The following is a 17,922-nucleotide window of genomic DNA, read 5'->3' as shown; positions in this document are numbered from 1 at the left end:
CAGCCTATGCCAAATTATACCGACGGCAATACTATCACCTGTGGAATTATCGGAAATCCAGTAAGACATACCATGTCTCCTCTTATACATAATTCATTGGCAGACATGACAGAGACCAATCTTGTGTATGTGCCCTTTGAAGTTGCTGAGGGCGGTCTTAAGAACGCTGTAAGGGGAGCCTATGAACTGGGCATCAAGGGAATGAACGTAACTGTTCCCTATAAGAGTGATGTTCTTTCCTTCCTTAAATACATAGATCCACTGGCTGATAGCATTGGTGCGGTAAACACCCTTGTAAGGGATGAGGCACTGGGCGGCTATCGCGGTTACAATACGGACATGACAGGTCTTTACCGCGCTATGCAAAAGGAAGGCATAGAGCTTGAGGGAGAGACCGTCGTAATATTAGGAGCAGGAGGCGTTGCAAGGCCAACTGCTCATTTGTGTATTCAAAAGGGCGCTTCTAAGGTCTACATCCTTAACAGGACCCTTGAGAAGGCTGTAGCCATTGCTGATGAAGTTGGGGATACACGCGTCATCCCAATGGATATTAAGGACTACAGACAGGTTTTATTAAGTGAAAAGAGCTTTTTCGCGATCCAATGTACATCAGTAGGTCTTTTCCCTGATGTAAACAGCGCAGTTATAGAGGATGAAGAGTTCTACCGCCACGTACATGCAGCTCTTGACGTGGTGTACAAGCCACTTGAGACCAAGTTTTTAAAGCTTTCAAAGGCAGCAGGAGCCAAGGTCTTTTCAGGGCTTAAGATGCTCCTTTACCAGGGACTTGATGCCTATGAACTCTGGAATGCTGATCTTGGCATCAGGATAAGCGATGAACAGGCTGACAGAGTTTACAGATCCCTTATCATGGAGGTTTCCGGAACAAGGAACATAATCCTTGAGGGCTTTATGGGGAGCGGCAAGACAACAGTAAGTGATATCCTCTCAGAAAGGCTTGACCTTGACATCCTTGATACAGACAGCGCCATTGTTTCAACTGAAGGCCGCTCCATCAATGATATCTTTGCTACAGATGGGGAAGAGGCATTTAGGGACATGGAAACAGATCTTCTTAAGACTATAGTTTCTGACCACTGGAGAGACATGGTGATCTCACTTGGAGGAGGACTTCCACTTCGGGAGGAAAACAGAAAGCTCCTTAAAGAAGCTGGAAAAGTTGTTTTCCTTAAGGCAAGCCCCGAGAAAGTTTATGAGAGAATAAAAGGGGATGATTCAAGACCTCTTTTGCGCACCGAGGATCCTCTTTCAAAGATCAGACAGCTTCAAGAGGAGAGAGCTGGGCGCTATGAAGATGCTGCCGATATAGTGGTTGATACCGACGGAAAAGACCCTGAGGCAGTAGCCAGTGAGATCATAAGTATACTGGGAATATGAATAAGAGAAATTACGCAAAAGAACTAGAAAATAGAATAGAAGAGTTTCAAAAAGAGGGCGTATATCCAAGGCTTCTTCTTCACGCCTGCTGTGCACCATGCTCCTCCTATTGCCTTGAATACCTTCGTCAGTACTTTGATGTGACAGTTTTCTTTTACAATCCAAACATCACTTCTGAAGGGGAATATAAAAAGAGAGTAGAGGAAGAAAAAAGACTTATTGCTGAGTATAACAGACAGGTAGAAGAAGGCTCTTTTGACAAAATGAACTCTGATGCAAAGGCCAGAAAGATTGAAATCTTAGAGGGAGACTATAGGCCTTCAGATTTCTATGAGGCGGTTAAAGGATTCGAAGACTGCAAGGAAGGTGGAGAGCGCTGCAGGAAGTGCTTTGAACTAAGACTGTCTGAGAGTGCAAAAGTGGCAAGGGAAAAAGGGTTTGACTATATGACCACAACTCTTACCATCAGCCCCCTAAAAAACGCCGATGTCCTTAATGAAGTTGGGCAGGAGGCTGCAGGTAAAGAGGGAGTAACATTTTTGCCATCAGATTTTAAAAAGAAAAACGGCTATAAAAGGTCCATTGAACTGTCCCAGATGTTTGGACTTTACAGACAGGACTTTTGCGGATGCAGCTTTTCAAAAGCCCAAAGGGAGCTTGAAAAGCAGAGCAAAGATATAATATAATGCAACTTGTTTATTTGAGTGTTTGAGGGAGAATAAAAATGTTTTGTACAAATTGTGGGGCTGAGGTAAGTCCAGATCAGAAATTCTGTAATAAGTGCGGTGCGCCTGTTATGGCAGGAGCAGTGAATGCTTCAGCAAATCCTGAGATGGAAAGCGCTGCAACAGCAAATGGCGCAGCTACTAACAATGAGGGCGCAAATACAAACAACGCAGTTCCGTTTCAGCCTGTTTATGATGTACCACCAGTTGCTCCTAAAAAGAGTAAGGTATGGCCTGTAGTTGCAATTGTTCTTGCAGTTCTTTTGGTCGTATCAATTGCAGCTGGAATGGCCATTGCTAAGGCTTACAAGTATTTTAAGGACGTGATAGAAACCGCCGAAGGATTCGAAGACTTTGATGACAATGAGGACTATGAAGAGCTTGATGAGTTTTTTGACGACTTCACAGAGGACGAAGACTACGAGTTTGAATTCGATGACGACACAGAGTATGAGGATTATGAGTATGCCTATGCCACATACTTTGATGATTATGTTTACATTGCAGGTGCCGGCGTTATAGATGACAATACTGCTGTTTATAATGAAAGCAACAAGACAATTGGCGAGTTCTGTGACTACATCGATGAGTCGGTTTTGGAAGATGGAAGGACTATCGACAGAGACCTTCTGTACGAGCTCTTAGAGGTTCATCTGGTTGATTCAAGCCTTAACAGCGGACCAGAGTACTTCGAACAGTCAATGATGTACTGCCTGACCTTTGCCAATGAGTTCAGTGATCTTGACATGGACGTTGACTACTGTATGTATTCTACAGAGGAGCCTACAACTTACTATTACGGCGTAGAGGTTGATGATAAGGAAGATACCTGGACAGTGGACTACTCCCAGAAGTTTGTGTACATGAACGAGGGTGATACCGAGTATACATCAGAGGGAGACTATGGAATGTTCTCAGACAACACTCTTAGCTTATGGCTGTATGTTATAGATGATTTCTTTGGTATTAAGTAATTATAGAAAGAGGTAACGATTTTGGAAAAAGTACTTGAGATAATTTCAAAGGAAGTAGGAGATGCCTTCGAGGCAGCAGGTTACGAGCGTGAGCTTGGAAGGGTTACAATTTCCAACAGACCTGATCTTTGTGAGTATCAGTGCAATGGAGCAATGTCAGGGGCCAAGAAGTATGGTAAGGCTCCATTTATCATCGCTGATGATGTGGCTGCAAGGCTTCAGGACAATGAGATGTTTGAAAAGGTTGAGTCTGTTAAGCCGGGATTTTTGAACATCACAGTATCCGGAGACTTTGTAAGAGGATACGTTGTAAGAATGCTCCACGAGAAGCACCTTGGCGTTTCAATGCCAGGTCATGCTCCTACAATCATACTTGACTACGGCGGAGCCAATGTTGCTAAGCCTCTTCATGTTGGACATCTTCGCCCAGCCATTATTGGTGAGGCTGTAAAGAGAATACTTAAGTACGCAGGAAATAACGTCATTGGCGATATCCATATGGGCGACTGGGGACTTCAGATGGGACTTATCATCACAGAGCTTAAAGAGCGTCATCCAGAGCTGCCTTACTTTGATCCTAACCATGAGGGTCCATTTCCTAAGGAGCCACCTTTTACAATCCAGGAGCTTGCTGATATCTATCCTATAGCAAGTGGAAAGACCAAGGTCCGCGATGATGCCAGCGATGAAGAAAAGAAGGCAGCAGCTGACTTTAAGGCAGCAGCACTTGAAGCAACGAAGCGCATGCAGGATGGTGACAAGGCTTATAGAGCTATCTGGCATCACATCATGAATGTTTCTATTCCTGATCTTAAAAAGAACTATGACAGCCTTAATGTTCATTTCGACCTGTGGAAGGGCGAATCAGATGTCCATGACATCATCCCTTCAATGGTTGATTATATGAAGTCTCATGACTATGCTCATGAGAGCCAGGGAGCGCTTGTTGTTGATGTGGCACAGGAGTCTGATACAAAAGAGATGCCTCCATGCATTATCCTTAAATCTGACGGAGCAGCTCTTTATGCAACAACTGATCTTGCTACTATCCAGGAGCGTATGAAGGAATACCATCCTGATGCAATTTACTATTTCACTGATAAGAGACAGGCTCTTCACTTTGAGCAGGTATTCAGGACTGCCAAAAAGACAAGGCTTACTCTTCCTGAGACAGACCTCAGGTTTGTTGGTAACGGAACCATGAACGGTCCGGATGGCAAGCCATTTAAGACAAGGGAAGGCGGCGTAATGCACCTTGAGAGCCTTGTTCAGGAGATCAATGAAAAGATGTATAACAGGGTGAAAGAGTCTAACCCTGATATGCCTGATGATGAGGCTAAGGCTACAGCTAAGAAGATCGCTCTTTCTGCTCTTAAGTACGGCGATCTTTCAAACCAGCCTGCCAAGGACTACATCTTTGATATAGACAAGTTTACTTCATTTGAGGGAGACACAGGCCCATACATTCTTTACACTATTGTTCGTATCAAGTCCATTCTTAAGAAGTATGAGGCAGAAGGAAAGAGCGCTAAGGATGCAAAGCTTGATAACCCTGACAGCGATGCTATGAAGAATCTTATGCTCCTTCTTACAAGATTTGCAGATTCAGTTGAGAGCGCAGCAGCAGACCTTGCTCCTAACAGGATCTGTGCATATATCTATGACCTTAGTAACGCATTTAACAGTTTCTACCATGGAACCAAGATCCTTGCTGAAGAGGATGAGAATAAAAAGGAGAGCTATATTGCGCTTCTTAACGTTTCACTTAAGGTTCTGGAAACTGGCATAGACCTTTTGGGATTTGACGCTCCTGAGAGGATGTAAGCGGTAGCTGGGATCTGGCTTAGATCGCGGAGATAATATATGAATGATCACATTTTCAGCAACAGGAAGCTTATCCTGTTGCTGATTCCTATTATAGCTGAACAATTTCTTAACTCCCTTATGGGTATGGCAGATTCAATGATGGTAAGTAACGTGGGAGCTGCAGCCCTTTCCGGAGTATCCCTTGTAGATTCCATCAACAACCTGGTGGTACAGACTTTTGCAGCCCTTGCTACAGGTGGCGTTATCATATGTGCCACCTACATTGGACAAAAGGACCACAAAAGGGCGAATGATGCGGCTGCGCAGCTTATCCTTGTGGCAGCTTTTATTTCTTTTGCCCTGATGTTCATATGTATGATATTCAGAGACCAGCTTCTTTCTGTGATATTTGGAAAAATAGACGCTGACGTTATGAGGGCTTCTTCAATATACTTCCTGATGACGATACTGTCTTACCCGGGAATTGCTCTTGCAGCCGCCGGAGGTGCTATATTCAGGGCGGAAGGCAACAGCAGGCTTCCAATGAATGTTGCTATTGTATCAAACATACTTAACGTTGCCGGAAATGCCCTGTTTATCTTTGGACTTAACATGGGAGTTTTTGGAGCGGCGCTTGCTACGCTGCTTTCCAGGATATTCTCTGCAGCTGTTCTTCTTGTGCTTCTGCACAGGCCGGGACAGATCATCAGGATTGGAAGTCTCCACAGGATGAAGCCTGATTTTTCCAAGATCAAGAGAATCCTTGCCATGGGAATACCTAACGGTATAGAAAACTCCATGTTTCAGTTTGGCAAGCTGGCAATCCAGTCCTCGGTTTCAATCCTTGGAACCACAGCAATTGCAGCTCAGGCTATGGCCAATATCTTTGAAAACGTTAACGGAGTAGCAGGTGTCGGCGTAGGTATAGGCCTTATGACCATCGTAGGGCAGTGCCTTGGAGCTGGCAGGAAGGACGAAGCCATCTATTACACCAAGAAGATGATAGGCTGGGGATATATTGTTATTCTGGCTAGCTGTCTTTTCACCTATGCAATCGCAAGGCCTGTAGTAGCTCTTGCAGGTATGGAAAAAGAAAGCGCAGCCCTTTGTATCTACATGCTTGGATGGATCACTATAGCCAAGCCAATTTTATGGGCGCCATCCTTTGTCACTGCCTATGGTATGAGAGCAGCGGGAGATGTAAAGTTCTCTATGATCGTTGCAACCCTTACCATGTGGCTTCTTAGAGTATCTCTTGCCACATACCTTATAAGAGTCGTAGGTATTGGCCCAATGGGCGTCTGGATCGGAATGTTCTCCGACTGGGGAATTCGCGCTATTATCTTCACTATCAGATTCCGCTGGGGCAAGTGGATCCATAAAGTTGTCTGAAAGACACGGGGACTTTAGAAAAGATTAATAGTTGGTGAGCTTCTTTGATGATAAAATTAAGTTGTGACTTATCGGTTAACCGTCAGAAAAGAGGCAATCTATGGGAAAGAATAAAGGGGAAGTTTCAGATTTTAGCATGACTGCAAAGCTGTTGTTCAGGCTACTTCCTGTGCAGGTACTGCTTATGTCTATCGGAGCTATAAACGGCATAGTTACAGGTATTTTTGCCACTAACTATGTTGGCGAAGCTGCCATGAGTGCAGTGGGACTGTACAACCCGATAAATCTGCTGGTCAATTCCATAAGTACGATGCTCATGACAGGTGCAGTAGTTATTTGCGGAAAGTATATGGGCAAGAATCAGGTTGACCAGATGCAGAATGTCTTTACGCTGGATATCATCCTGTGCACAATTATATCTATAGCTGTAGCAGCGGTGCTGATCGTGATGGGGGTTTTTGACCTTACAGGTGCCATTGCTCCGGATGATGCGACAAGGGCAGTGTTTAACAGCTTCATCATTGGTCAGGCTCTTGGAGTATTTCCTTTGTTTGTAGGCAATCAGCTTGCAGCATTTCTTTCGCTTGAAAATAAGGCTTTCAGGACAACTCTTGCAAGTATTGTTTATATCATTGCAAATCTCATTTTTAACTATATATTTGTTCAGGTAATGCATCTTGAGGCTCTGGGACTTGCCCTTGCAGCTTCTCTTGGAATGTGGGTGTTCATGCTGGTTCAGGTCCAGTATTTCTTTACATCCAAAGCATCGATCAAACTCAAGCTAAAGGGTCTTGTATGGGACGATGCAAAAGAAATCGTGACAATTGGATTCCCGGGTGCTATTGGAAACGGATACCAGACTATACGAGGCTTTATTGTTAACGGCCTTATAACTGCTTATGTGGGAAGTGCCGGAATATCAGCTTTTGCAGCCTCCAATGCTATCATGGCTTTCTTTTGGGCAATACCTGCAGGAATGCTGAATGTGTCAAGAATGATGATGAGTGTAAGCGTAGGAGAAGAGGACAGGACCACACTTACCAATGTCATGAGAACTGCAATCTATAGGTTTATCCCACTTCAGTGTGCAATTTCAGCGTTTATCATCATCATGGCAAGACCATTTACCATGGTGTTCTATCAGAACACGGCGGACCCGGTATTTGACATGACAATGTGGGGATACAGGATACTTCCTTTGTGTATGCCATTTTCTGTATGGCTCATGCACTTTAGCTGCTATGCCCTTGCCTCAAACAAGAAGTTCATGGTCCACCTGTATGCGATACTGGATGGGTTTGTGTGTGTTTGCGCCTTCACAGCCCTGCTGATACCTTTTAGTGGAATGAATGCAGTTTATATTGCAAATGTACTCAACGGCGTTTTCTGCCTGCTTGTAGTTATTGCGTATTCCATTATCAAGAATAAAAAGATTCCATCAACAATGGATGAACTAATGGTAATACCTGCAGACTTTGGAGTTGATGACGATCACAGAATAGAGCTAAGTGTTCGCAAGATGGAGGATGTTACAGGTACCTCTGAGACAGTACAGAAATTCTGCACAGACAAAGGCATTGATCAGCGCAGAGCTTATTTTGCCAGCCTTTCTCTTGAAGAGATGGCTGGAAACGTAGTAAGCCATGGTTTTACTATGGACAGTAAGCCTCATAATCTCACAGCGAGAGCCATTGTAAAGGATGAGGATGTGATCCTGTGTATCAAGGATGACTGCCAGCCATTTGATCCTGTCCAGAGACAGAGAATTGCTGATCCGGAGGATAAGACCAAGAATATTGGACTTAGAATGATCTACAAGATCGCCAAGGATTTCACCTACCAGAACGTACTTGGGCTTAATGTTCTGACTATCAAACTATAGCAAGCCATATTTCAAGTCCGCCATTTACTGGCGGACTTTTTTTATCCGAAGTATAAACTTTTCTTACCTTACATCCGATAAACATAGTGATAAGGATATCTATGGCCACATGCGTCACGGAGGATGCAGGGATGATAGTTGGATCAGTTCATCATCAACTTCAAAGTGCCAATATGTTTGGCAGAACCGGAACAAATTCTGGTGCTGCTAAAAATAGTGCGTCCAATCCATCAGCAAATTCTCTACGCAGATTTGAATCCCAAAACAGATTAAATGATAAGATATCCCAGAGCGTTGTGGACCAGAGTATGGCTTATGCTCAGCAACTCAGCGCTTCAAGGGCTAAGACTGAAAAGTCATCTCTTGAAAAGAAAAAGCTCCAGTACAGCTTTAAAAAGATATCTTCACAGATAATAAGAAGTAAGACATCTGTTTCTGCAAGGAAAGCTGTTCAGGCAGCAAAAAGAGAAATAAACAGATTAAAACGCCTTAAGGGCAGTGGTGAGTACGACGAGGAAGAAATCCAGCTTGCAATAGACCATGCTAAAGCAATGGAAAAAGTTGCGAAGAAGAAAGTAAGTCATCTAGAGCAGGAAGAGATGATTGAAAGACATGGTCAGGGGCTTTCCGGTCAGATGGAAGAGATTGAAGAAAAAGACAGATCCCAGGAAGAAGATACTGAAGAACCCGAGGAATATCCTGAGGGTGAAGTACCTGAGGATGAAGCATATGATATTCAGGAGAATATGGAAGATTACCAGTATGAGATGGCTCTTCAGATGCAGGAAATGCAGGAAACTATGGCTGAGCAACAACAGATTTCTGCAGAAGAGTTTGCAACCTCCACTGATGATATGATGGATCAGCTTATGGATGCCATGGATGAGATGATGGAAGAGATGGACCTTACTGAGCTTGCAGAATCCACATTCGCACCAGACCCAAATATGTCAGAGGAAGATCTTAAGATGCTCAAGATCAAGCACCGCTACAAAGAGCTCAAAGAAATAGCAGAAGCTGACAAAGAGTATTTAAAGGGTATTATGGAACACGAAAAGAGTAAAACAGTCAGCGGTATTTCTGGAGCCATGGGTGGTTCATCACCATCTTCAGTATCAGCAGTATTTAAAGCTGATGCCCCTTCCGTTCATCCGGTTATCAGCATGCCAGGTGCCGCAGCGGGCGCCATGCCAGCTCCCACAATAAGCGGCGGCTTTGATGTATCAGTTTAAAGACAAGACATGGGGACGGACAAGACACGGGGACGGTTCTACTGTCTTATTGCGCGCAATAAGACAGTAGAACCGTCCCCGTGTCTTGTCTTGTCCTGAGACTTTTTTTATGTGTCAAAATTGTTCGCTATATGGTATAATTGCACGGCTGTGTTTTTAAAAGATTGGAGAGGTAAAATGATCAATCATTTCAATGCATTTATATCATACAAGCACGCAGATCTTGATAATAAGATAGCTGCTTCAATAGTAAGGGACTTGGAGCACTATCATATTCCAAGGAAGATCCAGAAGTCTACAGGAGTTAAGAAGATTGACAGGATCTTCAGGGATAAGGACGAGCTGCCAATTACAAGTGATCTTAACGATACTATTTCCCAGGCCCTTTACAATGCAGATTATCTTATAGTTATCTGCTCAACTAATACCAAGAAGTCCACCTGGGTTGAAAGAGAGATAGAAGTATTTTTAAAGAACCACACCATGAACCAGATTCTTACAGTTCTGGCGGATGGTGAGCCATATGAGGTCATACCGAAAGTTCTTTTGACTGGTAAAAAGGAAGTGGTGGATGAGGACGGCGTTAAGCGCACCGTGGAAATGCCCTTTGAGCCTCTATCCTGTGACTATCGTCTCCCATACAGAAGAGCTAAGGCAGAGGAACTTCCTCGTATGGCGGCAGCGCTCATAGGCTGTTCCTATGACGAGCTTATAAACAGACACCGCCAGTACAAGATGAGAAGACTGTCTGCTATTGCAGGGGGCGTAATGGCACTGTCTCTTGGGTTTGCGGGATATATGCTCTACAGCAACACCCTTATTCAAAAGAACTATTTAGAGTCCCTAAAGAATCAGTCAAGATATCTTGCTAATCAGTCGGAGAAGGTCCTTAATGATGAGGACAGACTTGAAGCTATGCAGCTGGCTCTTTTCGCCCTTCCGGATGGTGAAGGAGACGAGCGGCCGGTAACTCCTGAGGCCATAAAAGCGATAACACAGGCTTCGATGGCTTATCAGTCTCTTGAGGGAAGTTCAATTGCACCTGTCTGGAACTACAGGATGCCAAATCATGTAAGTGATATGAAGCTAACATCTGATGGACGCTACTTCGTAGCGAAGGATGCAGGTAACGTTATCATCGCATGGGATGCCAAAACGCATAAACAGGTTCTTTACTATGACGATTACCAGCAGGAAGCTGATGACTATTATCTTATCGGAAATGACAAATTGGTGATCAACTGCCGCAGGAGCGTAAGAGCTTTTGACCTTACAACTGGTGAAAACATATGGAATCTTGAAGATGGCGAGGGCGAATACAAATACAGCTATGTAAGTGGAGTTTTCCCTTATAAGGATGACACTATTCTTGTAATTACCGGTGATTCAGATGTAGATGTCATATCAATGAAAGATGGCACTGTTAATAAGAGCTTTACTATGACTGCCGAGGATGCAACGGAAAGAGTTTATATCAGCCATTTTGCAGTTTCAGAGGATGGGAAAAAGATCGCCTTTACAACTTCGCCAGGCTATGGATTTGGTGATGGTGTATTTACGCTTCATGAGTATGACGTAGAAAGTGGCCAGCTTATAGATTCAGAAGAGCAAAAAGGTTGGGCACGTCAGATACTGTATGTAGGTGATAAGGTGCTCCTTGACGTACCTCCTTATGAAAGTGGCACCAGCAGTTCAAAAATGTATGACTATGACTTTGTTACAGACGGACACTCGCATGTTGACTGCTTTTCATCAGGGACTCTTTCTCTTGACTGGGAATCTGAACTTGTAAGCTATGATGTCAGCATCAAATCCAGGTTCGTTCCTATGTCAAACGGAAATATTGCCTACTATACAGGAGATACTTGTAAGCTCTGGAATCCTCAGACGGGAGAGGAACTGGGAGACTACAGATTAAATGACTCGATCATCGATGCCAGCGACATTGACAAGGACGGAGAGCTTTTATTCATAACCCAGGGTGGTGCAACAGGAAGCCCCAGCACAATGGGAGAAACCAAGGGAGTTGCGCTTCTTAAGAGGTTTATGGATAACCTCTCAGATGCAGTTGTTGGAAATGGTGTTTATGTCCGTGGGTACTTAAGCAGCGAGATAGTTTACTACGCATCCGGAATCTATGACGAGGACTGGAAAGGTATTGAAAGCGTTCCAGAGTTTAACCTTGATGACATCAAGTACTGCAGTGCAGGAAACGTACTGTGCGTTCTTACAGAGACTGACAGTGGCTGCAAAGTGTTTTTTGTAGATACCAAGGAAAAGAACTACCTTGGAGAGGTGACTCTTACTGATGGCCTTGAAGCAAGGAACTATAAAGTCCTTGGAGTTTATAACAATGTAATGTACCTTGCAAGCAGCGCAGACTCAAGGTTTGAGATAACCAAGATTGACATAGAGAGTAAGAAAATTGATAAGATCCTTATCAACGACGACTCCTGGGATTTTGAGCCTAAGGCTGTCATGGCAGATGGAAAGATTGTTTATCTTGATACCAAAACTGGCAATGAAAACAAAGTAGAAGAGATGGATCTTGCTACAGGGAATAAAAAGACTGTGCTTTTGCCTGATTGGGGGCAGGACCTTTACTTCATCCCTGAGTCCAACAATGTATATGTTCGCGCAGAGACAGATTATCTTGTACACATGGACAATGAAACTTACTCAGAGATTAAGCTTTCAGAAGACTGGGGTAAGACAACTTATGTGGCAGGAGATAAGGACAATAAGATCCTTGCTTTGTCCAATTCTGAGATAATAAGGCTCTTTGATGAGGATGAAAACCTTATTTCTGAGATATCCTGTGGCAATGTGGATCCACTTACCATGAAGATAGAAGAGATTGGTGGTCAGAAGCTTCTTCTTATTGCATATGAAAATGGAACCCTGTTCAGATATAATGCAGAAACAGGAGAATTTTTAGGTAAGACTGATCTTTCCGTTTCTTACATGTCTTACATGTATGATTCATCCTTTGAAGTGGATGAAGAGCATGGGCTGTTATATGTGAAAGTGGGAGATATCCTGGATATCATTGAGACTGATTCCTGGATCGAGACAACAAGGATATTGTACTGTCTTGGATGGGATAAAGAAACAGATACCTTCCTTACCTACAGTTATGATAAGAGCAGGAAGGAAGGCAAGATTGGTTATTTTGAGCACTACAGCGTTGAGCGCCTGATCCAGAAAACAAAAGATTATCTTCAGGGCGAAGAGATGAGTGAGGATCAGATGTCAATGTATGGTATAAGCGGCTGATCAGGTTGCTTTTCTATACAGTCTGTCAAAAAGGCTGCCCTTAATGACATAGATATCGTGGGGGTCGTCCTCTCTAAAGGCGATATAGTCTCCTACATTACCAAGATAGTATTTTTCTTTATCCCAGGCGGTAAAGACTTTAACACCTTTTTTAAGAGGCCTTGCGTAGATATTGGTGGAAGAAGCACCAACTACTGCAAGGCTTCTTGAGTATTCCATGAGATGTTTCTTTTTACCAGTGGAAATATCCTTGATGCTGGGTGGATACTCAAAAGTGGCTTCATATGGGGTATCCTTCATGGTATAGCTCTTAAGGAGCTTTTCTTCTTTTATGGGGTATATTTCCCCTTCAATTCCGATCATTACATAAAGGTCTTCTTCAACCTTTACGTCAACGTCTCCCTCAAGGGTTCTGATGGAAACCAGGGTTCCTACAGGGAAGAGGTCAGTGAGCTTTGCGCATCCTCTGTCCACAGGAACTTTTTCGTATAGCAGCATGTCTGAAGAGTCAAGAGTTGTATCCTCGGCATAAATAACATCAAAGCTATCGAAGTAGTCCTGCATTCTTTCCTTAAAGATCTCATCTGCAGAAAAATCATCAATCTTTTCAGGCCTTATTGAGCCGCCGGCTTTGTAGATGTGTCCGCCTCCACCGCCGATTCCTTCAGCCAGGAATGCAGCCAGCTCATTGGCGTGGACTTCCTTGGTGCAGCTCCTTACAGAAAACTTAACTTCTTCAGGACGCTCATAGTAAGCAAGGCAGATATCAACCCCTGCTGTCTCCAAAGAGAAGTCGCTCATTACCCCAAGGATGTTGGGGTCGCAGGGCTCAGCATTGATGATCATGTATTTCCTGTCACCGTAGTATTCGTAGCCAAGAATGGCTTTTCCTGTTATCTTAAGCTCTCCCAGGGAAATGTTTGAATTGCTCATCTTAACGATGAGGCTTTTTTCAATAGAAAGGTCATCCAGCATATCCCTATCCAGTGGGTGGGATACCTCGGATAACTTGTTTGTATCTGTATACAGGCCGTAGTACAGCGCAGTGGATAGGTCTTTATTGTCTGCTATAAGCTCTTTTGCCTCATCACCTTCAGCACATATCATGTCCCAGACAACAGTGGAGGCACTGCCGATATTGCTCCTTACCTCCGAAAGGGCAGGAAGCTCCACAGTCTTTTGATGATGGTCGATGATGGCTACGTTTTTAGCCTTGGTGGTGGTTACGTTTCTCTGGCCGTACTGGCAGTCAACGCACACCAAAAGCTCCGGCTCATCATCAAAGTCAGGCTCATATTCTACAGGAATATTAAGCTCATCAAGCATGATCATAAGGTTACTTTTCTGAATCTTATTGCGGCCTCTGTAGATGAACCTCACGTCCTTGCCCTGAGATTTGAAGTAGGTGTACAGGCCAAATCCTGAAGCAAGGGCGTCTGCGTCAGGATTGTCGTGGCACTGGATCACTATATTGTTAAAAGAGCATAGATCCTTAAGTTTCATTTGATTTCCCCCGGAAATAGTTTTTACCTAAAAATTGTAACATAAAAATGGACCGGGGAAGGGCTAAATATATCAGAAGGCGCCCTTTTGTACCACCTTGAACTTCCTTGCATAGCCAATAGGGTTGTAGCTTTCCTTTGCCTGGCGAAGACCTTCGATTCCCATATCATCCTCTCTATTTACCAGCTCTGCGTCTTCATAGGAGTTTAGAAGGTACTGCTGGTTAATGACCTGATAGATACCAGGAATATCCAAGTTGCCTTTTTCTGTACTTACAACCACCATTTTCTCTTTCCTGTTGTAGGAGCCGATGCAGAAGGCTTCAAGATTATCGTCTATGAAAATGCCTCCAACCCTGAAGGTGATCTTGTCGCAGTTTCTAAGGATGTCTAAGACACCTTCCTTTTCACTAAGGAGAGTGTCACGGCTCTCGATACCGTCTTTTAACCTTTCATCAACCCACTTGTTCATGAACAGCTCAAGGAAGTATTCATCAGTGCAGCACATGGTCTCATAGGACCAGCGACCTTCATATTCCTTCATGAACTTGTTTATAAGGTTTCTTTTTTTCTGAAATTTCTTTCCCGGAAGGGTTCGAAGATCCTCTGCGTTGTAGAGGTAGTCCTTAAGGTCGGTTTCTTCCGTAACCTCATATTCGGGGTCAGTGAAAAGAGATAGCTTCTCCATGGCATCCTCATCTGCAAGATGGATCTTTAAGGGAGCATGGAGAGTATCGTTAAAATACCTTTTTAGCATTTCAAAGTAATGGGGGAGTTCTTCTTCCCTGCAGTAGGGCATTGCGGCGAAATATCCATCCTCATCCTTCATAAGGATAAGGGCAGCATTTTCCTCCATGTAGATCTTGGCATTATAAAAGTTTTTCCATATATATGTATCAAGTATTGTGCTGTCACAGGTCTTGTTGCTTCTTAGTGAATATATCTGCGAGAGCTTTGAAGTGTCGTCAAAAGACGGTGTTTTAAATATCAGCTGTGTAGTCATAATAGTTCCTTTCTATGCTTGGGAACATTATACACTGCAATTAAATTGTGCACAATAGAAAATTTTGACATAATTTTATTCAAAAAAATGCCGCGGTTTATCTATATTTCGATATAATAAGTATTAGAAAAAAATAATCACTCATTAAGGGGGATATTAAAATGCTAGAGAGAAGAACTATTAACCGAGTTGAATTCCTTGCAAACAGTGTCATTGTAGACAAAGAGACACTTCACAAGTACTACGGCCAGGTTAAGAACATCAGTCCTCTTGGAATCGCTATCACAGTAGATAAGAGGATTCCAAATCTTGTGGGAAGAGATATGATCGTTGTTGCTGAGACCATGATCATGTACGCTGAGGCAGTCAGAGAGGACCAGGAAGAGGGAGAAAAGAAATCTGTTGCCTTTAAGGCAAGAAAGTTTACTCCTGATGTGCTTCAGTATCTGTTTGAGCATATCGGTGGGGATGAAGAATAATTAGGTAAAGGTTACTTGGAGGAGGCATCTCATGAAAAGAAGGGAAATAACCAATAGGAAACTAGTGTCTGCCCTGACCATAGGCATTTCAGCCATGATGGCCATACAGACACCTATTACTGCGTATGCAAGCGACGCTGATCTTGAAGAGCCGGGAGATGGCGGATCAAGTCACGAGAGCACTGTAGAGACTGGTGACAGCTATGAACCAGTAACAAATGATGCTCAGGAAGCGGCAGATGTGGCACAGGAAGCCGTATCTGATAGTGGCGCTTCTTCGGGTGCCGTAGAGCAGGCTGCTGTTGAAGCAGGACAGGAGGCGGCTAATGAAGCTCCAGCTGCTATGGAAACTGCAGAGGCAGCAGCGGATATTATCCTTAATGGAGATGCATCCAAGAATATAGAGGCAGCAGCTGTTACTGATGTGGCAGAATCCTCACAGAAGGCTGTTTCTGACCTTATAGAGACAGCTGAAAATGTGGTTATGGATACAACAACAGCTGATGGTCAGGAGATAGCAGCAGCTACAACAGATCTTGAGAATGCTTCCCAGAATATTTCTGACGCCAAGGATAATCTGGTGGAGGCGGAAAAAGAGAATAAGGCAGCCGAGAGCTCTTTTGACACAGTAAAAGAAGAGCAGAGGGAGATGCTGGACTGTGCGGAGGCTATAAATCAGACAGCCAATGAGATGCTTGAAGATACCCAGCTTGCAAGCCAAAAGTCTGCTTTGCTTGTGGATTCCATCCAGACAGCAAATAGCATAGATGAGGCAAAAGAGGCGTACAAGGACCTTGAGCAGCTTGTAGATGAGGCAAAGCAGGATCTGGCGCTTAGGAAGGCTCTTTACGACAGACTTACAGCGGAGTATGAGGCGGCTCTTAAAAACCTTGAGACTGCACAGGCAGCCCTTGATGAAGCAGAGGAGAGATTTGAAGCTAAGACAAACGCTGCAGCTAGCGCAGCACAGGATGCTCAGGCAAGTGTCGATGCAGCTAAGGACAAGGTAGATAACCTTGCTGGAGCCTTAAGCGTTGTTCAGGATAAGCTTGAAGATGAGAAGAAGGCCAATACCATGGCTACGCGCATGGGCGCTAATGATGACAATGCATGGAAGGCTTCATGGAGCAAAGATAATTTAGAGCAGAGCAGAGAGACCATGAGAAATGTAGTGATCAATTACTATATTCCTCAGGTACTTGGACTTGAAGTTATTGATTATACATTTGAACCATCAAAGAAAGGTGTTGATGGACAGGAGTATAACTATACAAAGCTGAATCTTACCTACAAAGATAAGGATGGAAATATAGTTGAAAATGCAACCAAGTACTTTAACTGGGATTCTCTCATAAGGCAGAACTATGATAAGACTAATATTAGTGCAGGCCAGCCGGGCATCGTAGTATTTGAAAAGGATACAATTGAAGTACAGGCAAATCAGTATATAATCGATTACTACAATAATCCGGCAAATAATGTTGATAAAAATGATCTTTCCAATTCCGAAAGAAATAAAAGTTTCAAGGCTGGCAAGCTAGACGTCTACAGCTACATTGATAAAGATGGAAAGCAGCAATTGATCATAAGGGATGAACTGATAAAGGCAGGAGATCTGGCTGTAAGTACTGGTAATCCTGAGAAACCTGAATTTACTTCATATAATGGATTCGAACTTACCAAGGTCATACAGAACCACAACAGTCTCCTACATGATGCTAACTGCCTGATCATAGCGTCCGACAAGAATATCGATAAGTATACTAATCGCGGCACAGATGTATATAAGTGGCACATTGATGGTAAGCTTGATAGTAAGATAGGTGATGTTGTTGCAAACAGTAAAGCTCTTAATGCCTTCATTACAGGTAATAAGACTGACAATGACGCTGCCCAGCTTATCACAAAATATGCCCAGTACAAGGAAGAGACTGATAAGGCTCAGGCAGCAGCTAACAAGGCTCAGGAGAAGGTTGATGACCTTAATAAGGCAATAGATGAAGTTGTTTCAAAGAGCCTAAAGAGCAGGAAGACAATAAAAGCAACGACTGCTCTTGGTGTTGAGGATATAGCAGGTTACCTTGGACTTAAGGATATTGATGAAGCAGAGGCTGCAAGACTTAATGACCTGAGCGTGGCAGGACTTATCTCTGAGCTTAACAGCTTAAAGGGTAAGGCTGCTGAAAATGCTAATAAAGCCAATGAGAATCTTGAAAAACTACAAAAACAGTATGCAGATGCAGAGCAGGATCT

At 43.5% G+C, this 17,922-nt stretch carries 12 protein-coding genes; 10 read left to right on the top strand and 2 right to left on the bottom strand.

Translation table 11 applies throughout. The features are described from left to right. Window positions 1–6: 6 nt before the first annotated feature. The 8 genes from aroE (at window position 7) to J6I68_RS09535 (ending at window position 12,685) form a co-directional block, all read left to right on the top strand. Window positions 7–1,398, top strand: coding sequence for a shikimate dehydrogenase (aroE, locus tag J6I68_RS09570; RefSeq protein WP_292219952.1), 1,392 nt, complete (start codon window positions 7–9; stop codon window positions 1,396–1,398). Continuing rightward, the gene (locus J6I68_RS09565; RefSeq protein ID WP_292219951.1) at window positions 1,395–2,084 is read left to right on the top strand and encodes an epoxyqueuosine reductase QueH; all 690 of its coding nucleotides are present in this window, start codon (window positions 1,395–1,397) and stop codon (window positions 2,082–2,084) included. Before aroE ends, J6I68_RS09565 begins: the two co-directional genes overlap by 4 nt. 38 nt (window positions 2,085–2,122) lie before the next feature. After that, entirely contained in the window at window positions 2,123–3,097 is a 975-nt protein-coding gene (locus J6I68_RS09560; RefSeq protein WP_292219950.1) for a zinc ribbon domain-containing protein, read from the top strand. A gap of 21 nt (window positions 3,098–3,118) precedes the next feature. Further along, the gene (gene argS, locus J6I68_RS09555) at window positions 3,119–4,921 is read left to right on the top strand and encodes an arginine--tRNA ligase (RefSeq protein WP_292219949.1); all 1,803 of its coding nucleotides are present in this window, start codon (window positions 3,119–3,121) and stop codon (window positions 4,919–4,921) included. A gap of 39 nt (window positions 4,922–4,960) precedes the next feature. Next, the gene (locus tag J6I68_RS09550; protein ID WP_292219948.1) at window positions 4,961–6,295 is read left to right on the top strand and encodes an MATE family efflux transporter; all 1,335 of its coding nucleotides are present in this window, start codon (window positions 4,961–4,963) and stop codon (window positions 6,293–6,295) included. A gap of 100 nt (window positions 6,296–6,395) precedes the next feature. Further along, complete coding sequence (locus tag J6I68_RS09545) at window positions 6,396–8,177, top strand: MATE family efflux transporter (RefSeq protein ID WP_292219946.1); 1,782 nt, start codon at window positions 6,396–6,398, stop codon at window positions 8,175–8,177. Between the two features lie 131 nt (window positions 8,178–8,308). Next, window positions 8,309–9,409: a hypothetical protein gene (locus J6I68_RS09540; RefSeq protein ID WP_292219945.1), complete on the top strand. Its 1,101-nt coding sequence runs from the start codon at window positions 8,309–8,311 to the stop codon at window positions 9,407–9,409. A gap of 177 nt (window positions 9,410–9,586) precedes the next feature. After that, the gene (locus J6I68_RS09535) at window positions 9,587–12,685 is read left to right on the top strand and encodes a TIR domain-containing protein (RefSeq protein WP_292219944.1); all 3,099 of its coding nucleotides are present in this window, start codon (window positions 9,587–9,589) and stop codon (window positions 12,683–12,685) included. On the opposite strand, the gene J6I68_RS09530 is transcribed toward J6I68_RS09535, so the two are convergent. Together J6I68_RS09530 and J6I68_RS09525 are read right to left on the bottom strand one after the other, a co-directional pair. Next, window positions 12,686–14,188 (bottom strand): DHH family phosphoesterase, encoded by a 1,503-nt coding sequence (locus tag J6I68_RS09530; RefSeq protein WP_292219943.1) that lies wholly within the window; start codon window positions 14,186–14,188, stop codon window positions 12,686–12,688. It lies immediately after the preceding gene. 72 nt (window positions 14,189–14,260) lie between these two features. Further along, entirely contained in the window at window positions 14,261–15,190 is a 930-nt protein-coding gene (locus J6I68_RS09525) for a DUF2156 domain-containing protein (RefSeq protein ID WP_292219942.1), read from the bottom strand. A 161-nt stretch (window positions 15,191–15,351) separates the two neighbouring features. Between J6I68_RS09525 and J6I68_RS09520 the strand changes: the two genes are divergently transcribed. Together J6I68_RS09520 and J6I68_RS09515 are read left to right on the top strand one after the other, a co-directional pair. Beyond that, window positions 15,352–15,669, top strand: a complete 318-nt coding sequence (locus J6I68_RS09520; protein ID WP_120738346.1) for a hypothetical protein — start codon at window positions 15,352–15,354, stop codon at window positions 15,667–15,669. A gap of 31 nt (window positions 15,670–15,700) precedes the next feature. Beyond that, window positions 15,701–17,922, top strand: a 2,222-nt coding sequence (locus tag J6I68_RS09515; protein ID WP_292219940.1) for a hypothetical protein, incomplete at its 3' end; no start/stop codon positions are given.

This window comes from Butyrivibrio sp. (assembly GCF_017940685.1).
In the GTDB taxonomy this organism is placed as follows: domain Bacteria; phylum Bacillota; class Clostridia; order Lachnospirales; family Lachnospiraceae; genus Butyrivibrio.
Note: the sequence above shows the minus strand (reverse complement) of the source record. Positions and strands in the feature narration are given on the sequence as shown.

Excerpts from the sequence above, each read along its gene's own strand:
- aroE (WP_292219952.1), top strand. The coding sequence starts at position 7 with ATGCCAAATTATACCGACGGCAATACTATCACCTGTGGAATTATCGGA.
- J6I68_RS09565 (WP_292219951.1), top strand. The coding sequence starts at position 1,395 with ATGAATAAGAGAAATTACGCAAAAGAACTAGAAAATAGAATAGAAGAG.
- J6I68_RS09560 (WP_292219950.1), top strand. The coding sequence starts at position 2,123 with ATGTTTTGTACAAATTGTGGGGCTGAGGTAAGTCCAGATCAGAAATTC.
- J6I68_RS09550 (WP_292219948.1), top strand. The coding sequence starts at position 4,961 with ATGAATGATCACATTTTCAGCAACAGGAAGCTTATCCTGTTGCTGATT.
- J6I68_RS09545 (WP_292219946.1), top strand. The coding sequence starts at position 6,396 with ATGGGAAAGAATAAAGGGGAAGTTTCAGATTTTAGCATGACTGCAAAG.
- J6I68_RS09540 (WP_292219945.1), top strand. The coding sequence starts at position 8,309 with ATGATAGTTGGATCAGTTCATCATCAACTTCAAAGTGCCAATATGTTT.
- J6I68_RS09535 (WP_292219944.1), top strand. The coding sequence starts at position 9,587 with ATGATCAATCATTTCAATGCATTTATATCATACAAGCACGCAGATCTT.
- J6I68_RS09530 (WP_292219943.1), bottom strand. The coding sequence starts at position 14,188 with ATGAAACTTAAGGATCTATGCTCTTTTAACAATATAGTGATCCAGTGC.
- J6I68_RS09525 (WP_292219942.1), bottom strand. The coding sequence starts at position 15,190 with ATGACTACACAGCTGATATTTAAAACACCGTCTTTTGACGACACTTCA.
- J6I68_RS09520 (WP_120738346.1), top strand. The coding sequence starts at position 15,352 with ATGCTAGAGAGAAGAACTATTAACCGAGTTGAATTCCTTGCAAACAGT.